Here is a 22002-nt window from a genome sequence, read left to right as displayed (position 1 = left end):
CGCATGCCCTGTGAAATCCGGGTTTTGACCGGCAAAGTCAAGACGCGGTGGGCACGCGCGGCCCCAGTTCGCGGCGCATATGGCCGATAAGATAGGTGAACAGCGCGACAAGCACGATGCCCCCGCCGATCATCGTGCGGAATGACGGCACCTCATCATGCAGCAGAACCATCCACACGGGCGCAAGGATCATCTCCGCCGTGCCGAGAAGCGCCGCAAGAGCAGACGGGATCATGCGGGCGCCCGTCACATACATCGCCATGCCGAGCCCGAGGTTCAGCGCACCGAAGGCAAACAGCAGCGCGAGATCCGGCAGGCTGACGGCGAAGCTCGCGGTCTGGGTGGCCGCGATCGCCGAGGCGATGAAGCAGCCCATGCTGGCCGCGGGCGTCATGCGGATCTCTGGATGCCGCCGCGTCAGCACCGTCATGCAGGCGAAGATCACCGGGATCGATGCCGCCAGCGCAAGGCCGACCATCGATCCGCCTTCGCCGATCGATGCCGACACCATGATCGCAACACCGACGATCACGGTGGCAATCGCCCCCCAGGTCACCGCGGTGATCGGTTCGCCCAAGAGCACCCGGGCGAGCAGCGCGGCAAACAGCGGAATGGCCGCCATGAACAGCACGACATTGGCAACGGGCGTCATGCTGACGGCCAGCACGAAACAGGTCGACACGGCGGCAAAGCCGACGGCGATCATCAGGCCGGGCCATCCCATCGCGCGGAATAGCCGGATCGTCCCGGTCAACCCGTCGCGGATCAGCATGAAGCTCAGGAGGAACAGCCCGCCGAACAGGCAGCGCCAGAAGACGATGGCCCAGCCGTCGTCCATGCGGATGAAACGCTGGATCGCGCCACCATAGCTCCAGGCGGTGGCGGAGCCGAGCACCAGGGCGATGCCGAGCCAGGGGCGGGCGGCGGGGACGGGCGAAGAGCGTAGGGCGGTCATCGGAGCTCGTGAGGGTGGCGGTCATAAAAGAAAGCCCCGGACTGGCCGGGGCTTTCGGGGACTACTTGGTCTTGGCGGGTTTTCGCCGGAACATGCCCTTGAGATTGTCGAACAGTTCGATCTTGGCGCCGTGGCGCTTCATGATGATCGATTGCTGGGCGATCGAGAGCGTGTTGTTCCAGGCCCAGTAGATGACCAGACCGGCCGGGAAGCTGCCGAGCATGAAGGTGAAGATCAGCGGCATCCAGTTGAACAGCATCGCCTGGGTCGGGTCCGGCGGCGTCGGGTTCATGCGCATCTGCAACCACATGGTGACGCCCATGATGATCGGCCAGACGCCGAGATGCAGGAAGGTCGGACCTTCGAACGGCAGCAGGCCGAACAGGTTGATGAACGTGGTCGGATCGGGGGCCGACAGGTCCTGGATCCAGCCGAAGAACGGCGCGTGGCGCATTTCGATGGTGACGTAGATCACCTTGTAGAGCGAGAAGAACACGGGGATCTGCAGGAGCACCGGCCAGCAGCCGGCGATCGGATTGATCTTCTCGTCCTTGTAGAGCTGCATCATCGCCTGCTGCAGCGCCATCTTGTCGTCGCCATGCTTGGCTTTCAGCTCTTCCATCTTCGGCTGCATGCGCTTCATGTTGGCCATGGAGGCATACTGCTTGCTGGCGAGCGGGAAGAAGAGCGCCTTGACGACGATCGTGGTCAGCAGGATTGCGATGCCGAAATTGCCCACTTGACGGTAGAAGAAGTCCATCAGCTTGAACATCGGCTTGGTGAAGAAGTAGAACCAGCCCCAGTCGATCAGGAGGTCGAAACGCGGGACCTCATAGCTCTGAACGGCAGCGGGTTCGCTGGAGCGCAGGCTCGAAAACAGCTTGCCGAACCAGGACTTGTCGAGCGCATAGCCGTCGACCACCGGCACTTCCTTGGCGCCGGCGAAGACCAGCTGCTTGATCGTCGTGCTCTGGCCTGCGGCCACAGTGGCCGGATCGCTCTTGTAGTCGGCCTGGAAGCGCGGCTGGCCGTCGGTGAAGTGCGAGAAGCGGCTTTCATAGGCAAGGGTCTGCTGCGGGATCAGAGCCGAGGCCCAATACTTGTCGGTGATGCCGAACCAGCCGCCCGTCGCCTTCTCGCTGGCAACGGCTTCCTCTTCGATATTGCTGTACTTTTCCTCGATCAGGCCGCTCTGCGAACCGATGACGCCGAGGAAGCCCTCGTGCAGGACGTAGACGGAGGCAGTCGTCGGCTTGTTGTAACGGGTGATGCGGCCATAGGGCGCGACCGTGGCGTTTGCCGTGCCGGCATTCTGGATCGTGTCCTCGACGGTGAACATATAGTGCTCGTCGACGGAGATCTTGCGCAGGAAGGTGAGCCCGGCCTCGTTGGTGAAGGACAGCGTGACTGGCGTTGTCGCCGTCAGCTTGTCGCCTTCGGCCAGCGTCCACACGGTCGTCGGTCCCGGCACCGCCCCGGCGTTCTCGCCGGCGATATAGCCGAGTTCGGTGAAGTAACCGTCCTTGGTGTCCGCCGGGTTGAACAGCGTGATGATCGGGCTCGTCCGGTCCACGGTCTCGCGATATTCCTTGAGCTTCAGGTCGTCGAAGCGTGCGCCGGTCAGATTGATCGAGCCGGCGAGGGCGGGCGTGTCGATGGCGACGCGCGGGGACTTGGCGATCGCCTCCTCGCGGTTGGTATCTGCGGACGCCTGGGCGCTGCTGCCCGGCAGGTTACCGGAAACCGTGCCGGCCGCGGGAGCGGCGGCATTCGGCTGCGCCTGGGTCGTCTGGGCTTCCTGGGCAAGGCGCGCCTCTTCGGCGATGCGCTGCGCCTCGATCCTCGGGCTCATGATGAAATACTGCCAGCCGAGAACGATCAGCACAGACAGGGCAATCGCGATGAAGTAATTGCGGTTGTTTTGCATCATACTTTCCTGGAATCGGTCGCGGAGGACCCTGCGTTTTTCGGTCTGGCCTTGATCCGCTCGGCCAATTGCGCGGCGATCCGCGCAAAGGGTGCGTGGAGCACGTCCCTGCGGGCGACAACCACATAGTCGTGTCCGGGCTGCATTGCAAACGCCGCATGCAGCCGTACGGCTTCTTTTAGGCGCCGCCGCATACGGTTTCGTTCGACTGCGTTGCCGTGTTTCTTGGTGACGGTAAAGCCGACCCGTGCTTCGGTGTCGGGCTGCTGGCGGTCGAGGACCTCAAGGAGGAACAACCCGCCCTTGCGCTTTTCTCCGGCGCGAACGGCAAGAAACTGCGGCCGGCTTTTCAGCCGCCCGACAGTTTGTTTCTTTTTAGGTACATTCATTCGCCCGGTCCCGGGCAAACCCGGCCTTTAGGCCGAGAGACGCTTGCGACCGCGAGCGCGGCGAGCAACGAGAACCTTGCGGCCGCCCTTGGTTGCCATGCGCGCACGGAAGCCGTGGCGACGCTTGCGAACAAGCTTGGAAGGTTGGTAGGTACGCTTCATTTATTTAATACCGCGGTGTGCGGCCCTTCTTGGGTTTGCATTTCTGCAAGAGCGTTGGATTTGACGCACGGCTCCTCATCCGCCACAGGGGCGGGTCGGTCCGAACGTGCGCGGCTTATAAGGGCGATGGGTCGCGGAGTCAATTCCCGCCCGTTTTCCGTGTCGAGGCCGGCCGCGAGATCTTGCCTCGCCCCGTTAACCAGTTTCGCGAATGCTGAAATGCGGCATTGGTCGTTTTGTCCTGCGCAACACCATGTTCGTGATCGAACTTGATCGTTTTGATCTTTCTGGCGCGCAGAATCCGCCGGTGAAACGTCAATTTCGCGAACGCGGCCGGGTATTTTAGCACTGCAACAGTCCGTTAACGACCGGATCGTATTTTACTAAAATTATAGGGGCTCGGAGCCCCTGGGGTTAATGCAGGAGTTCGTCCGTGAAGATCAGCGGAAAAGTCTATTCATTGGTTGGGATTCTCGGCTTTGCGGCCATAGTGATTGGGGCGATGGGGATTTTCGTCACCACCCAGTATGGCGCCAAGTCGGAACAGGTGAGCGAGGTATCCGAGCGCGTCTATCTCGGTGAGCGCCTGAACCGTCTCGTCACCGGCGTGGTGATGGAGGCCCGCGGCATTTATGCCGCGCCCAGCATCGAGAAGGCCGAAGGCTTCGCCAAGGGCCTGATGAAGAATCTCGACGAGATGGACAAGGTGCTGACGGCCTGGCAGCCGCTCGTTCCGGAGGCGCAGAAGGCGACCTTTGATGCGATGCGGGCACGCTCCGCCGAGTTCCGCACCTTCCGCGCGGAAACGGCCCGTCTGGGGACGGCGGTGGACCCGAAGGCCGCCAACGAGCAGGGCAACAACGAAGCCAACCGAGCCAACCGCAAGGCCTTCCAGGCCGAGATCGACGCGGTTGTCGACGCCGACAAGGGCGAGCTTAAGGCTTTGCAGGATTCTCTTGCCAGCTTCCAGCAGACCATGCTGGTCATCATTTCCGGCGTGACCGTGCTGTCGCTGGCGATCGGCGCTGGTCTCGGCATCCATATCGGCGTCAATCATCTCAGTCGCCCGATCCGCAACGTCACGGCTGCGATGAAGAGCGTGGCCGACGGCGACTTCACCACCGAAATCCCTTACGAGGGTCGCGCCGACGAAATCGGCGACATGGCTGCCGCGGTCGAAGTGTTCAAGCGCAACGGTCTTGCCGTCCAGCGCATGAACGCCCAGGAAACGGCCATGCGCGCCAAGAGCGACGACCTGCAGTCCAGCATGTCGGTGGTCGTCGCAGCCGCTGCGGCCGGCGATTTCGCCCAGCGCATCGACAAGGACTATGACGAAGAGAACCTCAACCGCTTCGCAGCCAACATCAATACGCTGCTGTCGTCGGTCGATCAGGGCATTTCCGAAACCCGTCGCGTCATCGCAAGCCTTTCGGCCGGCGACCTGACCCAGAGCATGCGCGGTGAATTCCGCGGTGCCTTCGCCGAACTGCAGACCAACGTCAATGCCACATTTGAACGGCTCCGCCAGACGATGACGGACATCCGTGGCAAGACCGACCTCATCAACGGCAACACCGGCGAGTTGACCTCGGCGACCAACGACCTTGCCAAGCGCACCGAACAGCAGGCCGCGGCACTCGAGGAGACCTCGGCCGCCCTCGACGAGATCACCGTCGTCGTCCGCGGTTCGAGCGAAAGGGCGCAGGAAGCCAGCCAAATGGTGACCGAAGCCAAGCAAAGCGCCGCGCAGTCGGCGATCGTCGTCTCCGATGCGGTCGATGCCATGGGCCGCATCGAGCAGGCCTCGCGCGAAATCTCGCAGATCATCAACGTCATCGACGAGATCGCCTTCCAGACCAATCTGCTGGCGCTGAACGCCGGCGTCGAGGCGGCCCGTGCCGGTGAAGCCGGCAAGGGCTTTGCCGTCGTCGCCCAGGAAGTCCGTGAACTCGCCCAGCGTTCCGCCAACGCCGCCAAGGACATCAAGGCGCTGATCACGAAGTCCGGCCAGGAAGTGGCAGGCGGCGTGAAGCTTGTGCAGCGCACCGGCGAAGCGCTGTCGGAGATCGAGGTTCGCGTCCTCAAGATCAACGACCACATCCATTCGATCGCCGCGGCTGCCAAGGAACAGTCGACCGGTCTCGCCGAGGTCGCCACCGCCATGAACCAGATGGACCAGGTGACCCAGCAGAACGCCGCCATGGTCGAGGAGACCTCGGCTGCGACCTACAAACTGTCAGGCGAGGCCAACGGCCTGGCCGCGTTGGTCGCGCAGTTCCGTATCGGCGACGAGGGACGTTCCCATGCGGCACCCGTCGTCGCTCGGCCGGCGCAGCACAAGCCCGCGCCGTCGCCGGCCCGCCAGATGATGGGTTCGGTGGCCAAGGCGTTTGGCGGTGGCCGCGCTGCCACCGCCAAGGCCGCCGTCCAGGAAGCCGAAAACTGGGAAGAGTTCTGATCCGCCGCCAAGGCGGGAACCATCCAGACAAAGGCGCCGCGACCTCCGGGTCGCGGCGTCACTTTTTTGCAGGCGCGCGCAGCGGGGCGAAGGCTGCCCGTGGCCCTGCCGGAGATGCCATTGGCCAATCCTCCTGCGTCGGCTAATATGACCGCACTGCAAATTGCCGGGCCGGTCGGGAAGCCGCCGGTCCGGACCAGGATGACGACGGGAGTGGGCGATGGCGCGACTGAGCGAAGCCGGTCGGCAAGCCGAATCGAGTGAGCCATCGGTCATGCCGCACCGCTTGCGCGGCCTTTCGGGCAAGCTGCTGTGGCTGACCATGGCCTTCGTGATGATGGCGGAAGTGCTGATCTTCGTGCCGTCGGTCGCCACCATGCGCCTGCGCTGGCTGGAGGATCGGCTGAACACGGCCGCCGCCGCCGGCGTCGTCATCGACGGCCTGCAGCCGGCCGAACTGCCGCGTGCCGTGCAGGACGACACACTGATGGCCACCGGCACCAAGGCGATCGTGCTGCGCAAGGACGGAACCTCGCGCCTGCTGGCGGTCGAGGACATGCCGCTCCAGGTCGACGCGAAATACGACCTGTCCGACGTGCCGGCCCTGCAGTCGATCGCCGATGCCCTTTACACCCTCATCCTCGGCGGCGACCGCATGCTGCGCGTCTACGGACCGGTCGGCGAGAGCGACATGATCATCGAACTGGTGATGGAGGAGAAGAGCCTGCGCCAGGCGATGCTGGCCTATGCCCGCAGCGTCTTTTCCGTATCGCTGATGATTTCGCTCATCACCGCCTCGCTGATCTACATTGCCATCAACCGCATGATGATCCGTCCGATGCGCCGGCTGACAAGAAGCATGCAGGCCTTTGCGGAAAATCCGGAAGATCCGGCCCGCATCCTGCCGTCGGTGCCAGGAGACGACGAGATCGCCTTGGCCGGCCGCCATCTCGCCCTGATGCAGGAGCAGTTGCAGAAGACGCTGAAACAACAACGCAACCTGGCCGACCTCGGGCTGGCCGTGTCGAAGATCAACCACGACATGCGCAATATCCTCGCCTCCGCGCAGCTGATGTCCGACCGCCTCGTCGATGTCGACGATCCCATGGTCAAGGGCTTTGCCCCGAAGCTCGTCCGCACCATCGATCGCGCGGTCGGCTATACCAACGAAGTGCTCGCCTACGGCCAGGCGTCCGAGCCCGAACCCAAGCGCCGCCGCTTTCCCCTGTCGGGGCTTTGCCAGGAGGTGCGCGAGATTCTGGCGATCGGTCCCGAGAGCGGCATTGATTTCGTCGACATGGTCGGCGGCGATATCGAAGTGGATGCCGACAGCGAGCAGTTGTTCCGGGTCATCCACAACATATGCCGCAATGCCGTCCAGGCCTTGGCCAATCACGGCATGGACGATCCCGCCGTGGTGCGGCGCATCACGCTCTGCGGCCAGCGGATCGGCAGCGTCGTTGCCATCACCATCGACGACACCGGCCCCGGCCTGCCGCCCAAGGCGCGGGAGAACCTGTTCATGGCCTTCCGCGGATCGGCGCGCTCCGGCGGCATCGGGCTTGGCCTGGCGATCGCCCGCGAACTCGTGCTCGCCCATGGCGGAACCATTGCGCTGGTGGAAAAGCCGGGTCCGGGCACTCTCTTCCGAATCGAAATCCCCGATCGGCCGGTTGCGCTCGACGACTGGCGTGCCCGCGCCTGAAAAAAGATCGGCCGGAAATGCTGGGCCACGGCTTCCACATGACGGCAAAATGACTCTTTTTTCCGAAAGGTGCTTGCAATCCTTCGCGGCACGTTTTAGAGGATCGCCACGCCGCCGACGACAGTCGGACCGGTACGCACCCGTAGCTCAGCTGGATAGAGCACCAGACTACGAATCTGGGGGTCAGGAGTTCGAATCTCTTCGGGTGCGCCATTTCCTTCTCTTCTGAAATGCCTTTGACTTCCGCGGCATACGGTGCCGCCAGAGTTCTCGTGCGGTAATATTCGTCAGTTATCTGCTATGCGAAAAACGCATGACAGATAAGCGTGCAATGCGACTGAAGAATGATTGCGTTTTCGCGCCGCGGGCCTTTAAGCCATGGCCTCTGCCCGTCGGAGCACGATCGGGCCAATGCGTTGTCTCATGAGGATGGATTATGCTGCGTGACCGGATCAGATTTAAGCCGCTGCTCGACAAACTGGTCAGTGCGGAGGAGGCCGCTGCCTATATCCAGGACGGCATGACCGTCGGCATGAGCGGCTTCACCCGCGCCGGCGAGGCGAAGGCCGTGCCGCTGGCCTTGGCCGAGCGCGCCAAGACCCATCCGCTGAAGATCACCCTGATGACCGGCGCCTCGCTCGGCAACGATCTCGACAAGACGCTGGCCGAGGCGCATGTGCTGGCCCGCCGCATCCCCTTCCAGTCGGATCCCGGGCTTCGCAAGGCGATCAATGCCGGCGAGGTGATGTTCATCGACCAGCACCTTTCGGAAACGGTCGAACAGCTGCGCACCCAGCAGATCAAGCCGGTCGATATTGCCATCATCGAGGCGGTCGCCATCACCGAGACGGGCGGCATCGTCCCGACCACCTCGGTCGGCAATTCGGCGAGCTTCGCCATCCTCGCCGACAAGGTCATCATCGAGATCAACATCTCCCAGCCGGCCACGCTCGAGGGCCTGCACGACATCTATATTCCGTCGCGCCGCCCGACCCGCATGCCGATACCGATCGTCACGCCCGAAAGCCGCGTCGGCCTGCCCTTCATCCCGATCCCGCCGGAAAAGATCATCGCCATCGTCGTCTCGGAAAAGCAGGACAGCTCGTCGACCATCCTGCCCCCGGATGCCGAGACCAGTGCAATTGCCGGCCATCTCAGCGATTTCCTGCTCAACGAGGTCAAGCAGGGGCGCCTGGGCTATGAGCTGCAGCCGCTGCAGGCCGGTATCGGCACGATCGCCAATGCCGTACTGCACGGCTTCATCGATACGCCCTTTCATGACCTGAAGATGTATTCCGAAGTCCTGCAGGACTCGACCTTCGAGCTGATCGATTCCGGCAAGATGACCTTTGCGTCGGGCTCGTCGATCACGCTGTCGGCCGAGATGTACAAGAAGGTCCTGCCGCGGCTATCCGAATACAAGCATCAGCTGATGCTGCGCCCGCAGGAGATCAGCAACCATCCGGAAGTGATCAGGCGCCTCGGCCTGATCTGCATCAACACCGCGCTGGAGTTCGACATCTACGGCAACGTCAACTCGACCCATGTCGGCGGCACCCACATGATGAACGGCATCGGCGGCTCGGGCGATTTCGCCCGCAACGCCTTCATGTCGATCTTTGTCACCAAGTCCATCGCCAAGAACGGTGCGATCTCCTCTGTCGTGCCGATGGTCAGCCACGTCGACCACACCGAGCACGACACCGATATCCTGGTAACGGAAGTGGGGCTCGCGGACCTGCGCGGCCTTGCGCCGCGCGAACGGGCGGCGGTGATCATCGCCAACTGCGTCGACAAGGACTATCGCGATCCGCTGCAGGACTATTACGATCGTGCCGTCAAGCGGGGCGGGCATACGCCGCACGTCCTTGAGGAAGCGCTCTCCTGGCATGTGAACCTGCGGGAGAAGGGCACGATGCGACCGGCGTGATGCTGGCGCACTCCTAATTCTGGAAAAACGAGGCCGCGCCCGTTGCGCGGATGCGGCCTAGACGGCGCAGAAGCTGCCATAGAGCGCGGTGATCACATTGCGCGCCGGTTCGCTCTCGATGTGATACCAGATCGTCTGCCCATCCCGGCGGCCGGAGATGATCCGGTCGCGACGCAACAGCGCCAGATGCTGGGAAACGGTCGAGTCACGGATGCCGAGGAATTCGGCGAGCTGGCCGACCGAACGCTCTCCGTCGATCAACTGGCAGAGAATGAGCAGCCGGTGACGGTTGGCGAGCGCTTTCAGCAACTCGCTGGCGTCGTCGGCGGCGTCCTGCATGGTATCTGGATCAACTTTCATTCTTGCGTATCTACGTTATTCCGAATATATTGTCAAGCCGGTAGCCCCGTTTCATGGGGCTTGGAACTGCAGGAATACGCAAGATGCAGAAAGACAGAAAGATAGTTTGTCCTCAGTGTTCTGCCGTCAACCGCCTGTCGGCCGACCGCCCGGCCTCCGAGGCGCGCTGCGGCCAATGCGGTCATGCGATGTTCGAGGCCCATCCCGCCGATGCCGATGCCCCGACCTTCGAAAAGCATATGAGCCGCAACGAGATCCCGGTTCTCGTCGATGTCTGGGCGCCGTGGTGTGGCCCCTGCCGGATGATGGCGCCGGCCTTCGCAGAAGCCGCCGGCATGCTCGAGCCGGACGTCCGACTGCTCAAGCTGAACTCGGAAAACGAGCCGCAGCTTGCCTCGAAACTCGGTATCCGCGGTATCCCCACCATGCTGCTCTACAAGGATGGCCGCGAAATCGGCCGGGTCTCCGGCGCCATGTCGGCGCGCCAGATCGTCGATTGGACTCGCGCGCAGCTCGGCACCGCCTGAGGCAGGGCAGCGAGCGGCCGAGCGAAAAGGCTGGAAAGCGCATGCCAAGCCCGGTATGACGCAGCTGTAGCTGTCATCGTCCGGCGTTGGAGAGAGCGTGCATCCAAACTGCAACGATATCGCGTCCGCGCCGCCGAAGCCCTGCCGGGCCCCCTTGCGGGCAGCACTTCGGCGCGGCGCGCTGTTCGCCGGCCTTGTCTTGGTTCTCTCAGCCTGTGCCGGGCGGCCGATCGGCGTCATGGAGCCCACCAATCACACCGCCAACGGCACGACCAAGGTCGAGTTGATCGCGGCGACGACGCGGGCACCCTCGGTCGACAAGGCCGTTCTCTTCACCGGCGAGCGCGGTTCCGGCCTGATGATCGACGCGGTGACCCTTTCCATCCCGCCCGACGCCAATCGCGAAATCGGCCAGGTCCAGTGGCCGAAACGCCTGCCCGCCGATCCGCAGAAGGAATTCACCACGGTCGCCATCGATCCGATCACAAACGAAAAGGAAGGCGAGGCCTGGCTGAAGGGGCATGTGCCCAAGAGCCGGCGGGTCCTGGTCTTCGTCCACGGTTTCAATAATCTCTACGAGGAGGCCGTCTACCGCTTCGCCCAGATCGTCCACGACTCCAAGGCGGATGTGGTGCCGGTGGTCTTCACCTGGCCGTCGCGCGGCTCGATCTTCGACTACAATTACGACAAGGAAAGCACGAACTACTCGCGCGATGCGCTGGAGGACCTGCTGACGCAGATCGCCCGCAACCCGGCTGTCGGCGAAGTGACCGTGATGGCCCATTCCATGGGCACCTGGCTTGCGGTGGAAGCGCTGCGGCAGATGGCCATCCGCCACCGGCGGGTCGATCCCAAGATCAGCAACGTCATCCTTGCTGCACCCGATCTCGACGTCGACGTCTTTGCCCAGCAATATCAGAGCCTTGCCGGCAAGGCGCCGCACTTCACCCTTTTCATCTCCCGCGATGACCGGGCGCTGACCATATCGAAGCATATTTCCGGCAATATCGATCGCCTCGGCCATATCGATCCGACGATGGAGCCCTACCGCTCGCAACTGGAAATGGCCGGCATTTCCGTGCTCGACCTGACCAAGCTGAAATCCGGCGATGCGCTGAACCATGGAAAGTTCGCCGAGAGCCCCGACGTGGTGCGCCTGATCGGCGAGCGGCTGATCGCCGGCCAGGCCGTGACCGATTCGTCCATCGGGCTCGGCGAGAGCCTGGGAGCTGTGGCCATCGGTGCCGGTACCACGGTCGGTCAGGCGGCGAGCACGGTGATCAGCGCACCGATCTCCATCTTCGATCCCCGCACCCGGCGCAACTACGGCCGCCAGTGGCTGCTGCTCGGCAACTCCGCCGGCAATACGATCGGCGCTGCCGGCACCGTGCTGACCCCGGCCGCGCCTTAGGCATCGCGACCGGCCGCGACCATGCCTGAAGCGTGGACCCGGCCGCTAGAGGGCCGCTGCGTGCAGGTCGAACAGCGGCATACCGTAGCCCGCAAGCGCGCCCTTGGGGGCCAGCTGGCGTGAAAGCACGCCGTCGGACGGTGCAACGACCGGGCGCAGTAGGTCACCGGCCTTCAGGTAGCCGATGATTTCGCCGCGCCGCACGAGGCGGGGCAAGGCGGCGTTTTTTGGGCTAGATGGATGCTCGGGAAGGAAAAAACCGATATGCGGTGCGGTGACCGTTTCCGCGCGGCGCGGAGCGGGAGCGGCAGGTTCTTGCACCCTCTCCCCCACCTCGAACGCCTCGCCGCCGCTGGCCACGACGTGCCGGGTGTCGTCCTGGTATTCGAATTCCGCGATGCCGTGGCGCCGCATCAGTTCAAGGACGGTTTCGATCCAAGCACTGTTCATAGCGGCCTCCCGAACCCGTCGGCCATCAGCCGCTCCAGATGATGGATGTCGATGCCGCCGCCCGAAAAGCCGGGTTCGTCGAGCAGCTTCAAGTGAAGCGCGCTCGATGTCTCCACGCCCTCGATGGTAAGTTCGCCAAGCGCCCGGCGCATGCGGGCGATCGCCGCATCGCGCGTCGGCCCGTGGGCGATCAGCTTGGCGATCAGCGAATCGTAGTTCGGCGGGATCTCATAGCCGGGATAGAGATGGGTATCGATCCGCACGCCCGGTCCACCGGGCGCGATGAAACGCGTCACCTTGCCGGGCGACGGCGTGAAGTTGAAGGCATGCTCCGCATTGATCCGGCACTCGATGGCATGGCCACTGAGGCGCACCTCGTCCTGTGTCAGCCCGAGCCTCTCGCCCATGGCGATGCGCAGCTGTTCGCGGACGATGTCCACGCCGGTCACCTCTTCGGTCACCGGATGCTCGACCTGCACCCGCGTGTTCATCTCGATGAAGTAGAACCCGCCGTCCTCGTAGAGGAACTCGAACGTACCGGCGCCACGATAGCCGATGGCCAGGCACGCCGCCGCGCAGCGCCGGCCGATCGCGTCGATGGCGGCCGGATCGATGCCGGGCGGTGGTGTCTCCTCGATCAGCTTCTGGTGCCGTCGCTGGGTGGAGCAGTCGCGCGCGCCGAGATGGATCGCATTGCCGTGATTGTCGGCCAGAACCTGTATCTCGACATGGCGCGGGAATTCGAGGAAGCGTTCGACATAGACCTCGGGGTTGCCGAAGGCCCGGCCGGCCTCCTCGCGCGCCATCTGCACGGCCGCGGCAAGCGATCCGGGATCGCGAACGATGCGCATGCCGCGCCCGCCGCCGCCGCCAGACGCCTTGACGATCAGCGGATAGCCCGTTTCTGCGCCGACGGCCGCAATGCGCGCCGGGTCTTCCGGCAGGGCGCTGTCGGGCCCTGGAACGCAGGGCACGCCGGCCGCGATCATCGCCCGCTTGGCAGCGACCTTGTCGCCCATGACACGGATCGCCGCCGAAGGCGGGCCGACGAAGATCATGCCGGCCCGTTCGACCATGTCGGCGAAGTCGGCATTTTCCGAAAGGAAGCCGTAGCCCGGGTGGATCGCGCCCGCGCCGGTGAGTTGTGCCGCAAGCAGGATTTCATGACTGTCGAGATAGCTGCGTGCAGCAGGCGCCGGGCCGATGCAGAGCGTCTGGTCGGCGAGCGCCACATGACGGAGATTGCGGTCGGCCTCGGAATGAATAGCGATGGTTTTCAGGCCAAGGTCGCGGCAGGCCCTGAGTATCCTCAAGGCGATCTCCCCGCGATTGGCGATCAGCACGCTGTCGAACATGCGCATCAGTCCGAGGCAAGCAGGATGAGCGGCGTGCCCGGCGTCACCGGTTCGCCATCTGCGACCATGATAGAAACGATGCGGCCGCCGCGGGGCGCCTCCACCGGATTGAGCATCTTCATCGCTTCGACCAGTGCCACGGTCTGGCCCTCCTCGATCAGGTCGCCTTCCTGCGCATAAGGTTCGGCACCGGGTGCGGGTGCGCGATAGAACGTGCCGGAAAGGCCGGCGACGATCACGGCCTCATCGATCTCGGGGATATCGGGAAGCGCCATCAGCGCGGCGATCTCGGCCGCCGCCATGGCTTCGGGCGTATCGCGACGCGTGGGCATGGCTGCAGGCGTGCCGCCGTTGCGGCCCGCCGTCTTGGCGAGACGGATGCGCATGCCGTTCTCGCTGACCTCCAGCTCGTTGAGCGTGGAGTTCTCCAGCATCTGCATCAGTCTCTCGATCGTCGAAAGGTCCATGTCGGTTCCCTCAACGCAGGAAGTTGGCGATGGCGATACCGTCGGCTTCCAGCGCCGCGCGGATCGTTCGGGCAATGTCGACGGCTGACGGCGTGTCGCTGTGCACGCATATCGAATCGATCGGGGTGACGATGACGCGTCCGGTGATCGTCTCGATCGCGCCGTTCTTCACCATGCGTACCACGCGCGCCGCGGCTGCGTCGGCATCGTGGATGACCGCGCCCGGTTTGCTGCGGTGAACCAGGAACCCCTCGTCGGTATAGGCCCGGTCGGCGAAGATCTCGGAGCGGCATTCCAGCCCCATCTCGCGCGCCAGCCGTTCCTGGTGGCCAAGCGCAATCGTCAGGCAGACGAGCTTCGCATCGACGGCCTTGATCGCGTTGTTGACGGCCTGCGCCACGCTCTCGTCCTGCTGGGTGAGGTTGCCAAGCGCGCCATGCGCCTTCACATGGGTGATCGGGTGGCCGGCATAGGTCGAAAGCGCTTGCGCAGCGCCGATCTGATAGGCGACCAGCCGCTCGATCTCGCCGGCGGAAAAGGGAATGTTGCGCCGGCCGAAACCCCAGAGATCGGGGAAACCCGGATGCGCACCGACGGCGACGCCCTTCGCCTTGGCGATGGAGAAGGTCGAGGCCATGATGTCCGGATCGCCGGCATGCATGCCGCAGGCGATATTGGCCGAACTGACGATCGACAGCATCGCCTCGTCGTCGCCCATGCGATAGGCGCCGAAGCCTTCGCCCATGTCGGAATTGAGGTCGACGCTGAGTGACATGCCGCTTACGATCCCTGTTGACGTGTTCCCGAATTGTAGGTCGAGCCCGAGGGAATGCACAATGGCCGGACGAAGAAATGCTCTTGGTCTCCACCATATTCTGATATATCACCACGCGAGAGACGACGATGAAGGCAGGCATGCAGGAGCACGGCGATAATCCGCGGATCAGCCCGGAAGGGGCAGGGGCGCTTCTATTCGATGTCGCCGGCCCGGTTTTCGATGCGTCCTTACAGGAACGCATCTGGGTCTTTGCCGATGCCCTTCGCGCCCTGCCTGGCGTCTCCGAGGTCGCACCCGGCATGAACAGTTTGATGGTCGTCTTCGACCCGCTTCGCATGGACCCGGACAGGCTCGAAGCCCACATGCTCGGCCAGTGGAAGACGACCATGGCTGCTCCGGCCGCCGGACGTCTGGTGGAGATCCCCGTCGTCTACGGCAACGAAGGCAGCGATCTTGCCGAAGTCGCTGCGTCAAAGGGGCTGACGGTAGAGCGCCTGGTCGCGATGCACGCTGCACCCGTCTATTCCGTTGCAGCCGTTGGGGCGATGCCGGGCTTCGTCTATCTCTCCGGCCTCGATCCGGTCCTTGCGCTGCCCCGCCGCGCGGTTCCCCGCATGGGCGTGCCCGAAGGCTCGGTCATCATCGGCGGCGCGCAGGCGGGTATCATGCCGCTGACGGCACCTTCCGGCTGGCACATTCTCGGCCATACCGATCTTCACCTGTTCGATCCGATGCGCGAGCCGCCGGCTGCGCTACGCGCCGGTGACCGTATCCGTTTCGTCGTCAAGGAGATCCGGGCATGATCGAGATCCTGACGACGGGCGCGGCCAACTCCGTGCAGGACCTCGGCCGCTTCGGCTATCTCGATGCCGGCGTCTCGCGCTCCGGCGCCATGGATGCGCCGGCGCTGGAACTGGCCAACCTCATGATCGGCAATGACGCCAATGCCGCAGCGATCGAAGTGGCGATCTTTCCGTTCCGGCTGCGCTTCGGTCAGGCGACGTTGGTGGCCGTCACCGGCGCGGATTGCCCCGTGAGCGTCAATGGAATTTTCTATCCCTCCTGGTGGGCATTGCCGGTCCGCACCGGCGATGTGCTCGAACTTGGCTTGCCGCGCAGCGGCGCGCGCGCCTATGTCGCCGTCTCCGGGGGGCTTGGCGTTCCCACCGTGCTGGGCTCGGCCTCGACCGACCTGAAGAGCGGCTGGGGTGGCCTGGCGGGCAGGGGCTTGCGTCGTGGCGACCGGCTCGACACCGGCTTTGCACCGATGACCGTGACCGGCCTGCCGACGGGCTTCGGCCTGGATCCTTCGGAGATCGGCAGGTCGGCGACGGACATTGGCGAGGACAGGCCGATCCGCGTCCTGCCGGGGGCGGAATACGGCTCCTTCGAGCCCGCGGCGGTCGCGGCCTTGGAGGCCGCCGCCTGGCAGGTCACGGACGATGCCAACCGCCAGGGCTATCGCCTGTCCGGCTCCCCGCTGACTCTGAGGCAAAAACTCGAATTGCATTCGCACGGCATCATGCCGGGCACCGTCCAGGTGCCGCCCTCGGGGCAGCCGATCATCCAGCTCGCCGAGGCCAATACCTGCGGCGGCTATCCGAAGATCGCCCATGTGATCGAAGCCGATCTCTGGCGGCTCGGCCAGTCCCCGGTCGGCAGCCGCCTGCGCTTTTCCGTGGTGAGCCGAGCCGAGGCCGTCACCGCGCTACGCGCCGGGCGCGAAGCGATCGATCGCGCCGCCGCCTTTTCCGCCCTTGCCCGCAAGGACAAGGCGCATCCCGAACGCCTGGCTGCGCTGGCGCGCGCCAAGACCTGAATTCCTGACTGACGGAGCAAGACCATGAGATGGAAGCGTACTCTTCAGCTGATCGACGTCCATTGCGAGGGTGAGATCGGCAAGGTGGCGGTCGGCGGCGTGCCGAAGATCCCGGGCGAGACGATTGCCGAACAGCTGCACTGGCTGAACAACGACCCCAAGGGGCAAGAACTCCGTCGCTTCCTCGTGCTCGAGCCGCGCGGCGCGCCGATCGGCTCGGTCAATCTCCTGCTACCGGCCAAGAACCCGAAGGCCGATGCGGGCTTCGTCATCCTGCAGCCGGACCAGGCCCATGCGAGCTCCGGATCGAACTCGATCTGCATTACGACAGCGCTGCTCGAAAGCGGTATCGTCGAGATGAGCGAGCCGGAGACGACGGTGGTGCTCGACACCGCCGCCGGTCTCGTGACCGCCACCGCCACCTGCCGCGACGGCCGCTGCGAGCGGGTCAAGCTCACCATGGTGCCGTCCTTCGTGCATGAACTTGATGTCAGCCTCGAGACCGAGCAATGGGGGCGCATCACCTTCGACCTCAGCTATGGCGGCATCTTCTACGCGCTGGTCGACGTCGGGCAGGTCGGGCTCACCATCGACAAGGCGAATGCCCGCGGCCTGGTCGAGGCCGGCATGATCCTCAAGGAGGAGATCAACCGCCGCATTCCTGTCGTCCACCCGGAAATTCCGGCGATCTCCGGCGTTGCCTACGTGATGTTCCGCGACGTCGATCCCGACGGCGCGATCCGCACCTGCACGACCATGTGGCCCGGCCGCGTCGATCGCTCGCCCTGCGGCACGGGCAATTCCGCCAACCTCGCGACGCTTTACGCGCGCGGCAAGGTCAAGGTCGGCGACGTGCTGAAATCCCGCTCGATCATCGGCTCGGAATTCGAGGTGGGCCTGAAGGAAGTGACCGAGGTTGCCGGACGCCCCGCCGTCATCCCGACGATCAGCGGCCGCGGCTTCACCTTCGGCCTGCACCAGGTGGCGCTCGATCCGTTCGACCCGCTGGCCGATGGCTTCGCCCTCACCGATGTCTGGGGACCCTCGGCGGGTTCGATTGGTTAATAGAGTTGCTTTGCGGCGCGCCATTAACCTGGCGGTAATACACTGACAGGTTCTTGGCCGGTCCCGACTTGCACTTGCCGGCGGCGGCGGCTTAAGAAGCGATCCTATTCGCGTCGCCCCGATTGGTGCATGAGCAAGAAAAGTGGAAGATCATTTGTCCGTGGGAGCCCAAACGCAAAACAACGCGCACAGTCCTTCCACGCTGCGCAGCGCCGCGATATTTGCCAGCCTGAGCACAGGCGAAGACAATGATTGGCTGGCGCGCTGTCACACGCGCAATCTGTGCGCCGGCGAGAGCCTCGTCGACTATGAGGACACGTCGAAAGACGTCTTCATCGTGCAGAGCGGTGAGATCCGCGCCGTGCTGCGCTTCACTGTCGGCAAGGAGGCCATTCTCGGCACCTTTCGGCGCGGCGATCTTCTGGGCGAACTCTCCGCAATCGACGAAAAGGCCCGCTCGGCTAGCCTGATGGCGGTCAGCGATGCGGTCGTCACCGTCATTCCCTATGCCGTCTTCCACGACATCTTGCAGGCGCGCCGGGAAGTCTGTCTGTCCCTCATGCGGCTGCTGTCGGGTCGCATCCGTTCGATGAACGAGCGCGTATCCGAGCTGTCTTTTCTCGACACCAAGCATCGTCTCTACAATGCTTTGCTCAGGCTCTCGCGCTTGCGCGGTGACGGTGGGCGAGAGCGGATCATTTCTCCGCCGCTCGTCCATGCAGAGCTGGCCGAGCATATCGGCTCCAGCCGCGAGACCGTGTCACGGGAAATGTCGCGGCTGATCCGCGAGCAGCTGATCGAACGCACCAGCCGCGCCATTATCCTGAAAAATCCGGTCGAGCTGTCGCGGCGCATTTCCCGCGCGCTCGAGGGCTGATCTGCGCATCCTGTGCTTCAGGGACCGGGTCGCGCCAGTCGCGCGACAGACCCCGACGACGATTTAGAACGCTCTAAAAATTAAGGAGAGCTTAAAGTAGCGATCGGTAAAATTGATTCGAAATGGTTCAGCCTATCTCAGCCTCCCGCTGCTAGAAGTCCCTGCAGGGCAAGCGGTTTGGAGCCAAGGAAGAACGGACATGACCATTCTGATCGTAGAGGACAATCCGACGAATGCGATGATCCTGAAGCACCTCGCCAAGAAGGTGACCGATGAGGAGATCCTGATCGAGGCGGATGCGACCAAAGCCCTGACCCTCTGCCACAACCGATTCTTCAGTATGCTGATCGTCGACCACATGCTGCCCGGCATGAGCGGTCTGCAATTCGTAAAGGCGATCCGCATGATGGAACGCTATGACGAAATTCCGGTCCTCATGGTCACGGCAGACCAGGAACCCGGCCTTCGCGAGGCTGCCAGCGAAGGGGGAGTCACGGATTTTCTCACCAAGCCGGTCGAAGCCGTGGCCTTCCGCTCGTTGCTTTCGTCCTATCTGGGCCACGGCGCGGCGCGCCACAGCCTGGCCGGCTGAGGCCGACCCTTTGCGACGGATGCACGCATGAAGCTCCCGTTTGTTATCCTCCTGACCGCCTTGTTCGCCGCAAGTCCTGCAGCGGCTCTTGATGCGCCGAAGGGGCCGGTGATGCTCACCATCGTCGGTGCCGTGACGGAACCGAACCGCGATGGTTCGGCGGTATTCGACCTGGCAATGCTCGATGCCCTCAACGGTCGACGCGCATCGATGGACACGCCCTGGACGCCGGGCGAGGTCGAGTTTTCCGGCCCCCTGCTGCGCGAAGTGCTCAAGGCGGCCGGCGCCGAGGGCAGGCGGCTGCTTTTCCGGGCACTGAACGGCTATTCCGCGGAAGTGCCGATCTCCGACGCACTCTCCCTGGACACTATCCTTGCCACGCGGCTGGATGGCAGGGTCATGACCGTGCGGTCCAGGGGCCCGTCCATGCTGGTCTATCCTTTCGACCAGGACGGCGCGCTCTTCAACGAGAAGTACTTCGCTCGCTCCGTCTGGCAGATCAGGCAAATCGAGGTCATCCGGTGATGCGTGTGCACAGGTCCGGCGACTTCATGCGCAAGGCAGGCAGCACCACGCTGATCCTGCAGATGCTGTCGGCCGTCCTGCTGTTCGTGCTGATCGTGCTGTTCGTCGACATTTCCCGCCAGTTCCGTTATCTCCAGGACGGCATTCGCGAGAACGCGCTCTGGTCAGTCTACCAGCTCGACCGCGAGGCACGCGCGCTCGACTACAGCCTCGCCGAACTGCGCGGTCAGCCGCCGAGCCAGGCCCTGCTCGGCGAACTTTCCCTGCGTTACGACATCCTCTATTCCCGAATCCAATTGGTGATGGAATCGAGGTTCGGCGACTATTTCTCCGACGATCCGAAAGTCGTGAGCATGCTCGGCGAAATCCGCGCGCAAGTCTCCGGCTTCCAGGCGACCTTCGACGCCTACGCCCTGGGGCGCATGCCGACCGCCGCCGAACTCGAAAGCCTCGACCACGCACTGGCCGCTCTTTCGAAGACGACCGAGGAACTGCTGATCCACACCAACATGCAGCTCAGCGCCGACAGGGCCGACGCCCGCGACACCATTCTCGAGCTCGAGAAGACCTCGGCCATCATGCTCGGCCTGTTGATGATCTCGGTGGTGTTCCTGGTCGTGACGCTGCGCCGCCAGCTGAAATCGGTGCGCAAGGCCGGCATCGAGCTGGAAGGCATGGCTCACCGTCTGACCGAAGCCTACGAGGCCGCGGATGCTGGCAACCGCGCCAAGTCGCAGTTCATGGCGACGATGGGCCACGAGATTCGCACGCCGCTCAACGCGATCCTCGGCATGTCGGAACTGCTGGAATTCTCCGAGCTTCCGGAAGATGCCCTGTCGAGCGTCAAGACCATTCGGTCATCCGGCGAAGCCCTGCTGGAGGTCATCAACGAGATCCTCGACTACTCCAAGATCGAACATGGCAAGCTGGAACTCGAAGAGCGTGCGGTCGACATTCGCGCGCTGGCCGAAACCACGGTCAGCATCATCCGCGGCCGCGCCGACGACCACGGCAACACGGTCGTTCTCGACATCCCCTATTCCCTCGATGCGCTTTATGTGCGCACCGATCCGACCCGGCTGCGTCAAGTCTTGCTCAACCTCCTGTCCAATGCGGTCAAGTTCACCAGCAAGGGCACGGTGACGCTGCGTCTTCGCGAGTTCTACCGCCACGGCAAGCTGATGCTGCGCTTCGAGGTCGAGGATACCGGCATCGGCATCGACGAAGCGGGGCTGGCCAAGCTGTTCAAGCCGTTCTCCCAGGTCGATGCCTCGATCAGCCGCAAATATGGCGGCACGGGCCTCGGCCTGACCATCTGCAAGCAGATCGTCGAAAAGCTCGGCGGCGAGCTCGGCATGAGCAGCACGGTCGGCGTCGGCAGCATCTTCTGGTTCGAGCTTGCCGTCATCGCCGTCGGCAAGGACGAGGTCCGCCGCCAGGCGACGGGACAGGACAAGGCGCCGCTGCCGCGTCTGCGCATCCTTCTGGTCGAGGACAATCGCGTCAACCAGCTGGTCGCCACCCGTTTCCTCGACCGGCTCGGGCAGGAAGTCGTCGTCGCCGGCGACGGGGCGCAGGCCGTCTCGATCGCCAAGGAACAGACCTTCGACGTCATCCTGATGGACATGCAGATGCCAGTCATGGACGGCATCGAGGCGACGCGCCGTATCATCGCCGAAGGCGGGCTGTGCTCTGCCACGCCGATCATCGCGATGACGGCCAATGCCTCCGACGACGACCGCCGACGGTGCATCGAGGCAGGAATGGCCGGCTTCGAATCGAAACCGGTAACGATGGAAAGGCTGCGCAACGTGCTACATTCGATCGTGAACGTTCCGGCGAACGGGCCGGACCGGGACATGTCGAACGACATCGGCCTGCCGGAACCGATCATCATCGACGACGTGGATTTTCCCCCGCTGGCGATTGAGGGCCTTGATGAGGCGCGTCAGTCCGAACTCGTCGATGCGCTGGGCGAGGACGTGTTCCGCGAACTGGTCGAATCCTTCTTCAACGACGCGACCAGCCTGATCCAGGATCTGCATGTCGCACTGGCCAATCACGACCCCGAGAAGATCGATCGCGCCCTGCACACGATCAAGGGCGCTGCGGTCAATGTCGGCCTGAACGACATTGCCGACATTGCCCATGCGCTGCGCAGCCATCGTCCGTCGGCCGCCGACGTCGACAAGCTGAGCGGCGAAATCGAAACCCTGAAATTCAAACTTGTCGCTTGAAAGCGAAGGAGGC

The 22002-nt window shown here is 63.8% G+C and carries 22 protein-coding genes and 1 tRNA gene; 14 read left to right on the top strand and 9 right to left on the bottom strand.

The genetic code is table 11. The features are described from left to right. Positions 1-37: 37 nt before the first annotated feature. The 4 genes from AC07Y0_RS17070 to rpmH all read right to left on the bottom strand — a co-directional run bounded on the left by AC07Y0_RS17070 (position 38) and on the right by rpmH (position 3433). Complete coding sequence (locus tag AC07Y0_RS17070; protein WP_498678914.1) at positions 38-955, bottom strand: DMT family transporter; 918 nt, start codon at positions 953-955, stop codon at positions 38-40. A 61-nt stretch (positions 956-1016) separates the two neighbouring features. Then, a complete protein-coding gene (yidC, locus tag AC07Y0_RS17065; protein ID WP_498678913.1) occupies positions 1017-2882 on the bottom strand; it encodes a membrane protein insertase YidC in 1866 nt (621 codons plus the stop codon). Then, entirely contained in the window at positions 2882-3271 is a 390-nt protein-coding gene (gene rnpA, locus AC07Y0_RS17060; RefSeq protein ID WP_454744317.1) for a ribonuclease P protein component, read from the bottom strand. The genes yidC and rnpA overlap by 1 nt, the downstream gene beginning before the upstream one ends. Positions 3272-3298: 27 nt before the next feature. Then, positions 3299-3433 carry a 50S ribosomal protein L34 gene (gene rpmH, locus AC07Y0_RS17055; RefSeq protein ID WP_028738831.1) on the bottom strand — a complete coding sequence of 45 codons (135 nt, stop codon included), beginning with the start codon at positions 3431-3433 and terminating at the stop codon, positions 3299-3301. A gap of 211 nt (positions 3434-3644) precedes the next feature. On the opposite strand from rpmH, the gene AC07Y0_RS17050 reads away from it, so the two are divergent. From AC07Y0_RS17050 to scpC, 5 genes are all read left to right on the top strand, one after another. Continuing rightward, positions 3645-3779 carry a hypothetical protein gene (locus AC07Y0_RS17050; RefSeq protein WP_498678912.1) on the top strand — a complete coding sequence of 45 codons (135 nt, stop codon included), beginning with the start codon at positions 3645-3647 and terminating at the stop codon, positions 3777-3779. A gap of 87 nt (positions 3780-3866) precedes the next feature. Beyond that, entirely contained in the window at positions 3867-5891 is a 2025-nt protein-coding gene (locus AC07Y0_RS17045; RefSeq protein ID WP_498678911.1) for a methyl-accepting chemotaxis protein, read from the top strand. Positions 5892-6111: 220 nt separating this feature from the next. Next, positions 6112-7596, top strand: a complete 1485-nt coding sequence (locus AC07Y0_RS17040; RefSeq protein WP_498678910.1) for an ATP-binding protein — start codon at positions 6112-6114, stop codon at positions 7594-7596. A gap of 136 nt (positions 7597-7732) precedes the next feature. Then, a tRNA-Arg gene (locus AC07Y0_RS17035) sits at positions 7733-7809 on the top strand. 223 nt (positions 7810-8032) lie between these two features. After that, positions 8033-9526, top strand: a complete 1494-nt coding sequence (scpC, locus tag AC07Y0_RS17030) for a succinyl-CoA:acetate CoA-transferase ScpC (RefSeq protein WP_498678909.1) — start codon at positions 8033-8035, stop codon at positions 9524-9526. A gap of 57 nt (positions 9527-9583) precedes the next feature. Here the strand turns inward: scpC and AC07Y0_RS17025 are convergent, their stop codons facing one another. Further along, complete coding sequence (locus AC07Y0_RS17025) at positions 9584-9886, bottom strand: ArsR/SmtB family transcription factor (RefSeq protein WP_498678908.1); 303 nt, start codon at positions 9884-9886, stop codon at positions 9584-9586. An 83-nt stretch (positions 9887-9969) separates the two neighbouring features. Between AC07Y0_RS17025 and trxC the strand changes: the two genes are divergently transcribed. Further along, positions 9970-10413, top strand: a complete 444-nt coding sequence (gene trxC, locus AC07Y0_RS17020) for a thioredoxin TrxC (protein ID WP_498678906.1) — start codon at positions 9970-9972, stop codon at positions 10411-10413. 154 nt (positions 10414-10567) lie between these two features. Further along, positions 10568-11824 carry an alpha/beta hydrolase gene (locus AC07Y0_RS17015; RefSeq protein WP_498680261.1) on the top strand — a complete coding sequence of 419 codons (1257 nt, stop codon included), beginning with the start codon at positions 10568-10570 and terminating at the stop codon, positions 11822-11824. Between the two features lie 45 nt (positions 11825-11869). Here the strand turns inward: AC07Y0_RS17015 and AC07Y0_RS17010 are convergent, their stop codons facing one another. Genes AC07Y0_RS17010 through AC07Y0_RS16995 form a run of 4 tightly spaced genes read right to left on the bottom strand, consistent with a single transcriptional unit; the run spans position 11870 to position 14871 of the window. Next, complete coding sequence (locus AC07Y0_RS17010) at positions 11870-12274, bottom strand: acetyl-CoA carboxylase (RefSeq protein WP_498678905.1); 405 nt, start codon at positions 12272-12274, stop codon at positions 11870-11872. Next, entirely contained in the window at positions 12271-13629 is a 1359-nt protein-coding gene (gene accC / locus AC07Y0_RS17005; protein WP_498678904.1) for an acetyl-CoA carboxylase biotin carboxylase subunit, read from the bottom strand. The genes AC07Y0_RS17010 and accC overlap by 4 nt, the downstream gene beginning before the upstream one ends. Before the next feature lie 5 nt (positions 13630-13634). Next, positions 13635-14096 carry an acetyl-CoA carboxylase biotin carboxyl carrier protein gene (locus tag AC07Y0_RS17000; protein WP_498678903.1) on the bottom strand — a complete coding sequence of 154 codons (462 nt, stop codon included), beginning with the start codon at positions 14094-14096 and terminating at the stop codon, positions 13635-13637. A 10-nt stretch (positions 14097-14106) separates the two neighbouring features. Further along, a complete protein-coding gene (locus tag AC07Y0_RS16995) occupies positions 14107-14871 on the bottom strand; it encodes a LamB/YcsF family protein (RefSeq protein WP_498678902.1) in 765 nt (254 codons plus the stop codon). A gap of 128 nt (positions 14872-14999) precedes the next feature. On the opposite strand from AC07Y0_RS16995, the gene pxpB reads away from it, so the two are divergent. From pxpB to AC07Y0_RS16960, 7 genes are all read left to right on the top strand, one after another. Then, positions 15000-15677, top strand: coding sequence for a 5-oxoprolinase subunit PxpB (pxpB, locus tag AC07Y0_RS16990; RefSeq protein WP_498678901.1), 678 nt, complete (start codon positions 15000-15002; stop codon positions 15675-15677). Continuing rightward, positions 15674-16693, top strand: a complete 1020-nt coding sequence (locus AC07Y0_RS16985) for a 5-oxoprolinase subunit C family protein (RefSeq protein WP_498678900.1) — start codon at positions 15674-15676, stop codon at positions 16691-16693. The genes pxpB and AC07Y0_RS16985 overlap by 4 nt, the downstream gene beginning before the upstream one ends. A gap of 24 nt (positions 16694-16717) precedes the next feature. Then, positions 16718-17758 carry a 4-hydroxyproline epimerase gene (locus AC07Y0_RS16980; RefSeq protein ID WP_498678899.1) on the top strand — a complete coding sequence of 347 codons (1041 nt, stop codon included), beginning with the start codon at positions 16718-16720 and terminating at the stop codon, positions 17756-17758. Between the two features lie 160 nt (positions 17759-17918). Continuing rightward, positions 17919-18635 carry a Crp/Fnr family transcriptional regulator gene (locus tag AC07Y0_RS16975; protein WP_498678898.1) on the top strand — a complete coding sequence of 239 codons (717 nt, stop codon included), beginning with the start codon at positions 17919-17921 and terminating at the stop codon, positions 18633-18635. A 199-nt stretch (positions 18636-18834) separates the two neighbouring features. Continuing rightward, positions 18835-19227, top strand: a complete 393-nt coding sequence (locus tag AC07Y0_RS16970; protein ID WP_498678897.1) for a response regulator — start codon at positions 18835-18837, stop codon at positions 19225-19227. Between the two features lie 27 nt (positions 19228-19254). Continuing rightward, entirely contained in the window at positions 19255-19752 is a 498-nt protein-coding gene (locus tag AC07Y0_RS16965) for a putative pterin-binding protein (RefSeq protein WP_498678896.1), read from the top strand. Continuing rightward, positions 19752-21989 (top strand): ATP-binding protein, encoded by a 2238-nt coding sequence (locus AC07Y0_RS16960; protein WP_498678895.1) that lies wholly within the window; start codon positions 19752-19754, stop codon positions 21987-21989. The genes AC07Y0_RS16965 and AC07Y0_RS16960 overlap by 1 nt, the downstream gene beginning before the upstream one ends. Positions 21990-22002: the final 13 nt, after the last annotated feature.

The organism is Allorhizobium sp. GW101-3B10, assembly GCF_059424725.1.
The sequence above is the reverse complement of the archived record's forward strand: the minus strand, read 5'-3'. Positions and strand labels throughout refer to the sequence as shown.

Coding starts and splice junctions, on each gene's coding strand:
- AC07Y0_RS17070 (WP_498678914.1), bottom strand. CDS start 955: ATGACCGCCCTACGCTCTTCGCCCGTCCCCGCCGCCCGCCCCTGGCTC.
- yidC (WP_498678913.1), bottom strand. CDS start 2,882: ATGCAAAACAACCGCAATTACTTCATCGCGATTGCCCTGTCTGTGCTG.
- rnpA (WP_454744317.1), bottom strand. CDS start 3,271: ATGAATGTACCTAAAAAGAAACAAACTGTCGGGCGGCTGAAAAGCCGG.
- rpmH (WP_028738831.1), bottom strand. CDS start 3,433: ATGAAGCGTACCTACCAACCTTCCAAGCTTGTTCGCAAGCGTCGCCAC.
- AC07Y0_RS17050 (WP_498678912.1), top strand. CDS start 3,645: ATGCTGAAATGCGGCATTGGTCGTTTTGTCCTGCGCAACACCATGTTC.
- AC07Y0_RS17040 (WP_498678910.1), top strand. CDS start 6,112: ATGGCGCGACTGAGCGAAGCCGGTCGGCAAGCCGAATCGAGTGAGCCA.
- scpC (WP_498678909.1), top strand. CDS start 8,033: ATGCTGCGTGACCGGATCAGATTTAAGCCGCTGCTCGACAAACTGGTC.
- AC07Y0_RS17025 (WP_498678908.1), bottom strand. CDS start 9,886: ATGAAAGTTGATCCAGATACCATGCAGGACGCCGCCGACGACGCCAGC.
- trxC (WP_498678906.1), top strand. CDS start 9,970: ATGCAGAAAGACAGAAAGATAGTTTGTCCTCAGTGTTCTGCCGTCAAC.
- AC07Y0_RS17010 (WP_498678905.1), bottom strand. CDS start 12,274: ATGAACAGTGCTTGGATCGAAACCGTCCTTGAACTGATGCGGCGCCAC.
- accC (WP_498678904.1), bottom strand. CDS start 13,629: ATGTTCGACAGCGTGCTGATCGCCAATCGCGGGGAGATCGCCTTGAGG.
- AC07Y0_RS17000 (WP_498678903.1), bottom strand. CDS start 14,096: ATGGACCTTTCGACGATCGAGAGACTGATGCAGATGCTGGAGAACTCC.
- AC07Y0_RS16995 (WP_498678902.1), bottom strand. CDS start 14,871: ATGTCACTCAGCGTCGACCTCAATTCCGACATGGGCGAAGGCTTCGGC.
- pxpB (WP_498678901.1), top strand. CDS start 15,000: ATGAAGGCAGGCATGCAGGAGCACGGCGATAATCCGCGGATCAGCCCG.
- AC07Y0_RS16985 (WP_498678900.1), top strand. CDS start 15,674: ATGATCGAGATCCTGACGACGGGCGCGGCCAACTCCGTGCAGGACCTC.
- AC07Y0_RS16980 (WP_498678899.1), top strand. CDS start 16,718: ATGAGATGGAAGCGTACTCTTCAGCTGATCGACGTCCATTGCGAGGGT.
- AC07Y0_RS16970 (WP_498678897.1), top strand. CDS start 18,835: ATGACCATTCTGATCGTAGAGGACAATCCGACGAATGCGATGATCCTG.
- AC07Y0_RS16965 (WP_498678896.1), top strand. CDS start 19,255: ATGAAGCTCCCGTTTGTTATCCTCCTGACCGCCTTGTTCGCCGCAAGT.
- AC07Y0_RS16960 (WP_498678895.1), top strand. CDS start 19,752: ATGCGTGTGCACAGGTCCGGCGACTTCATGCGCAAGGCAGGCAGCACC.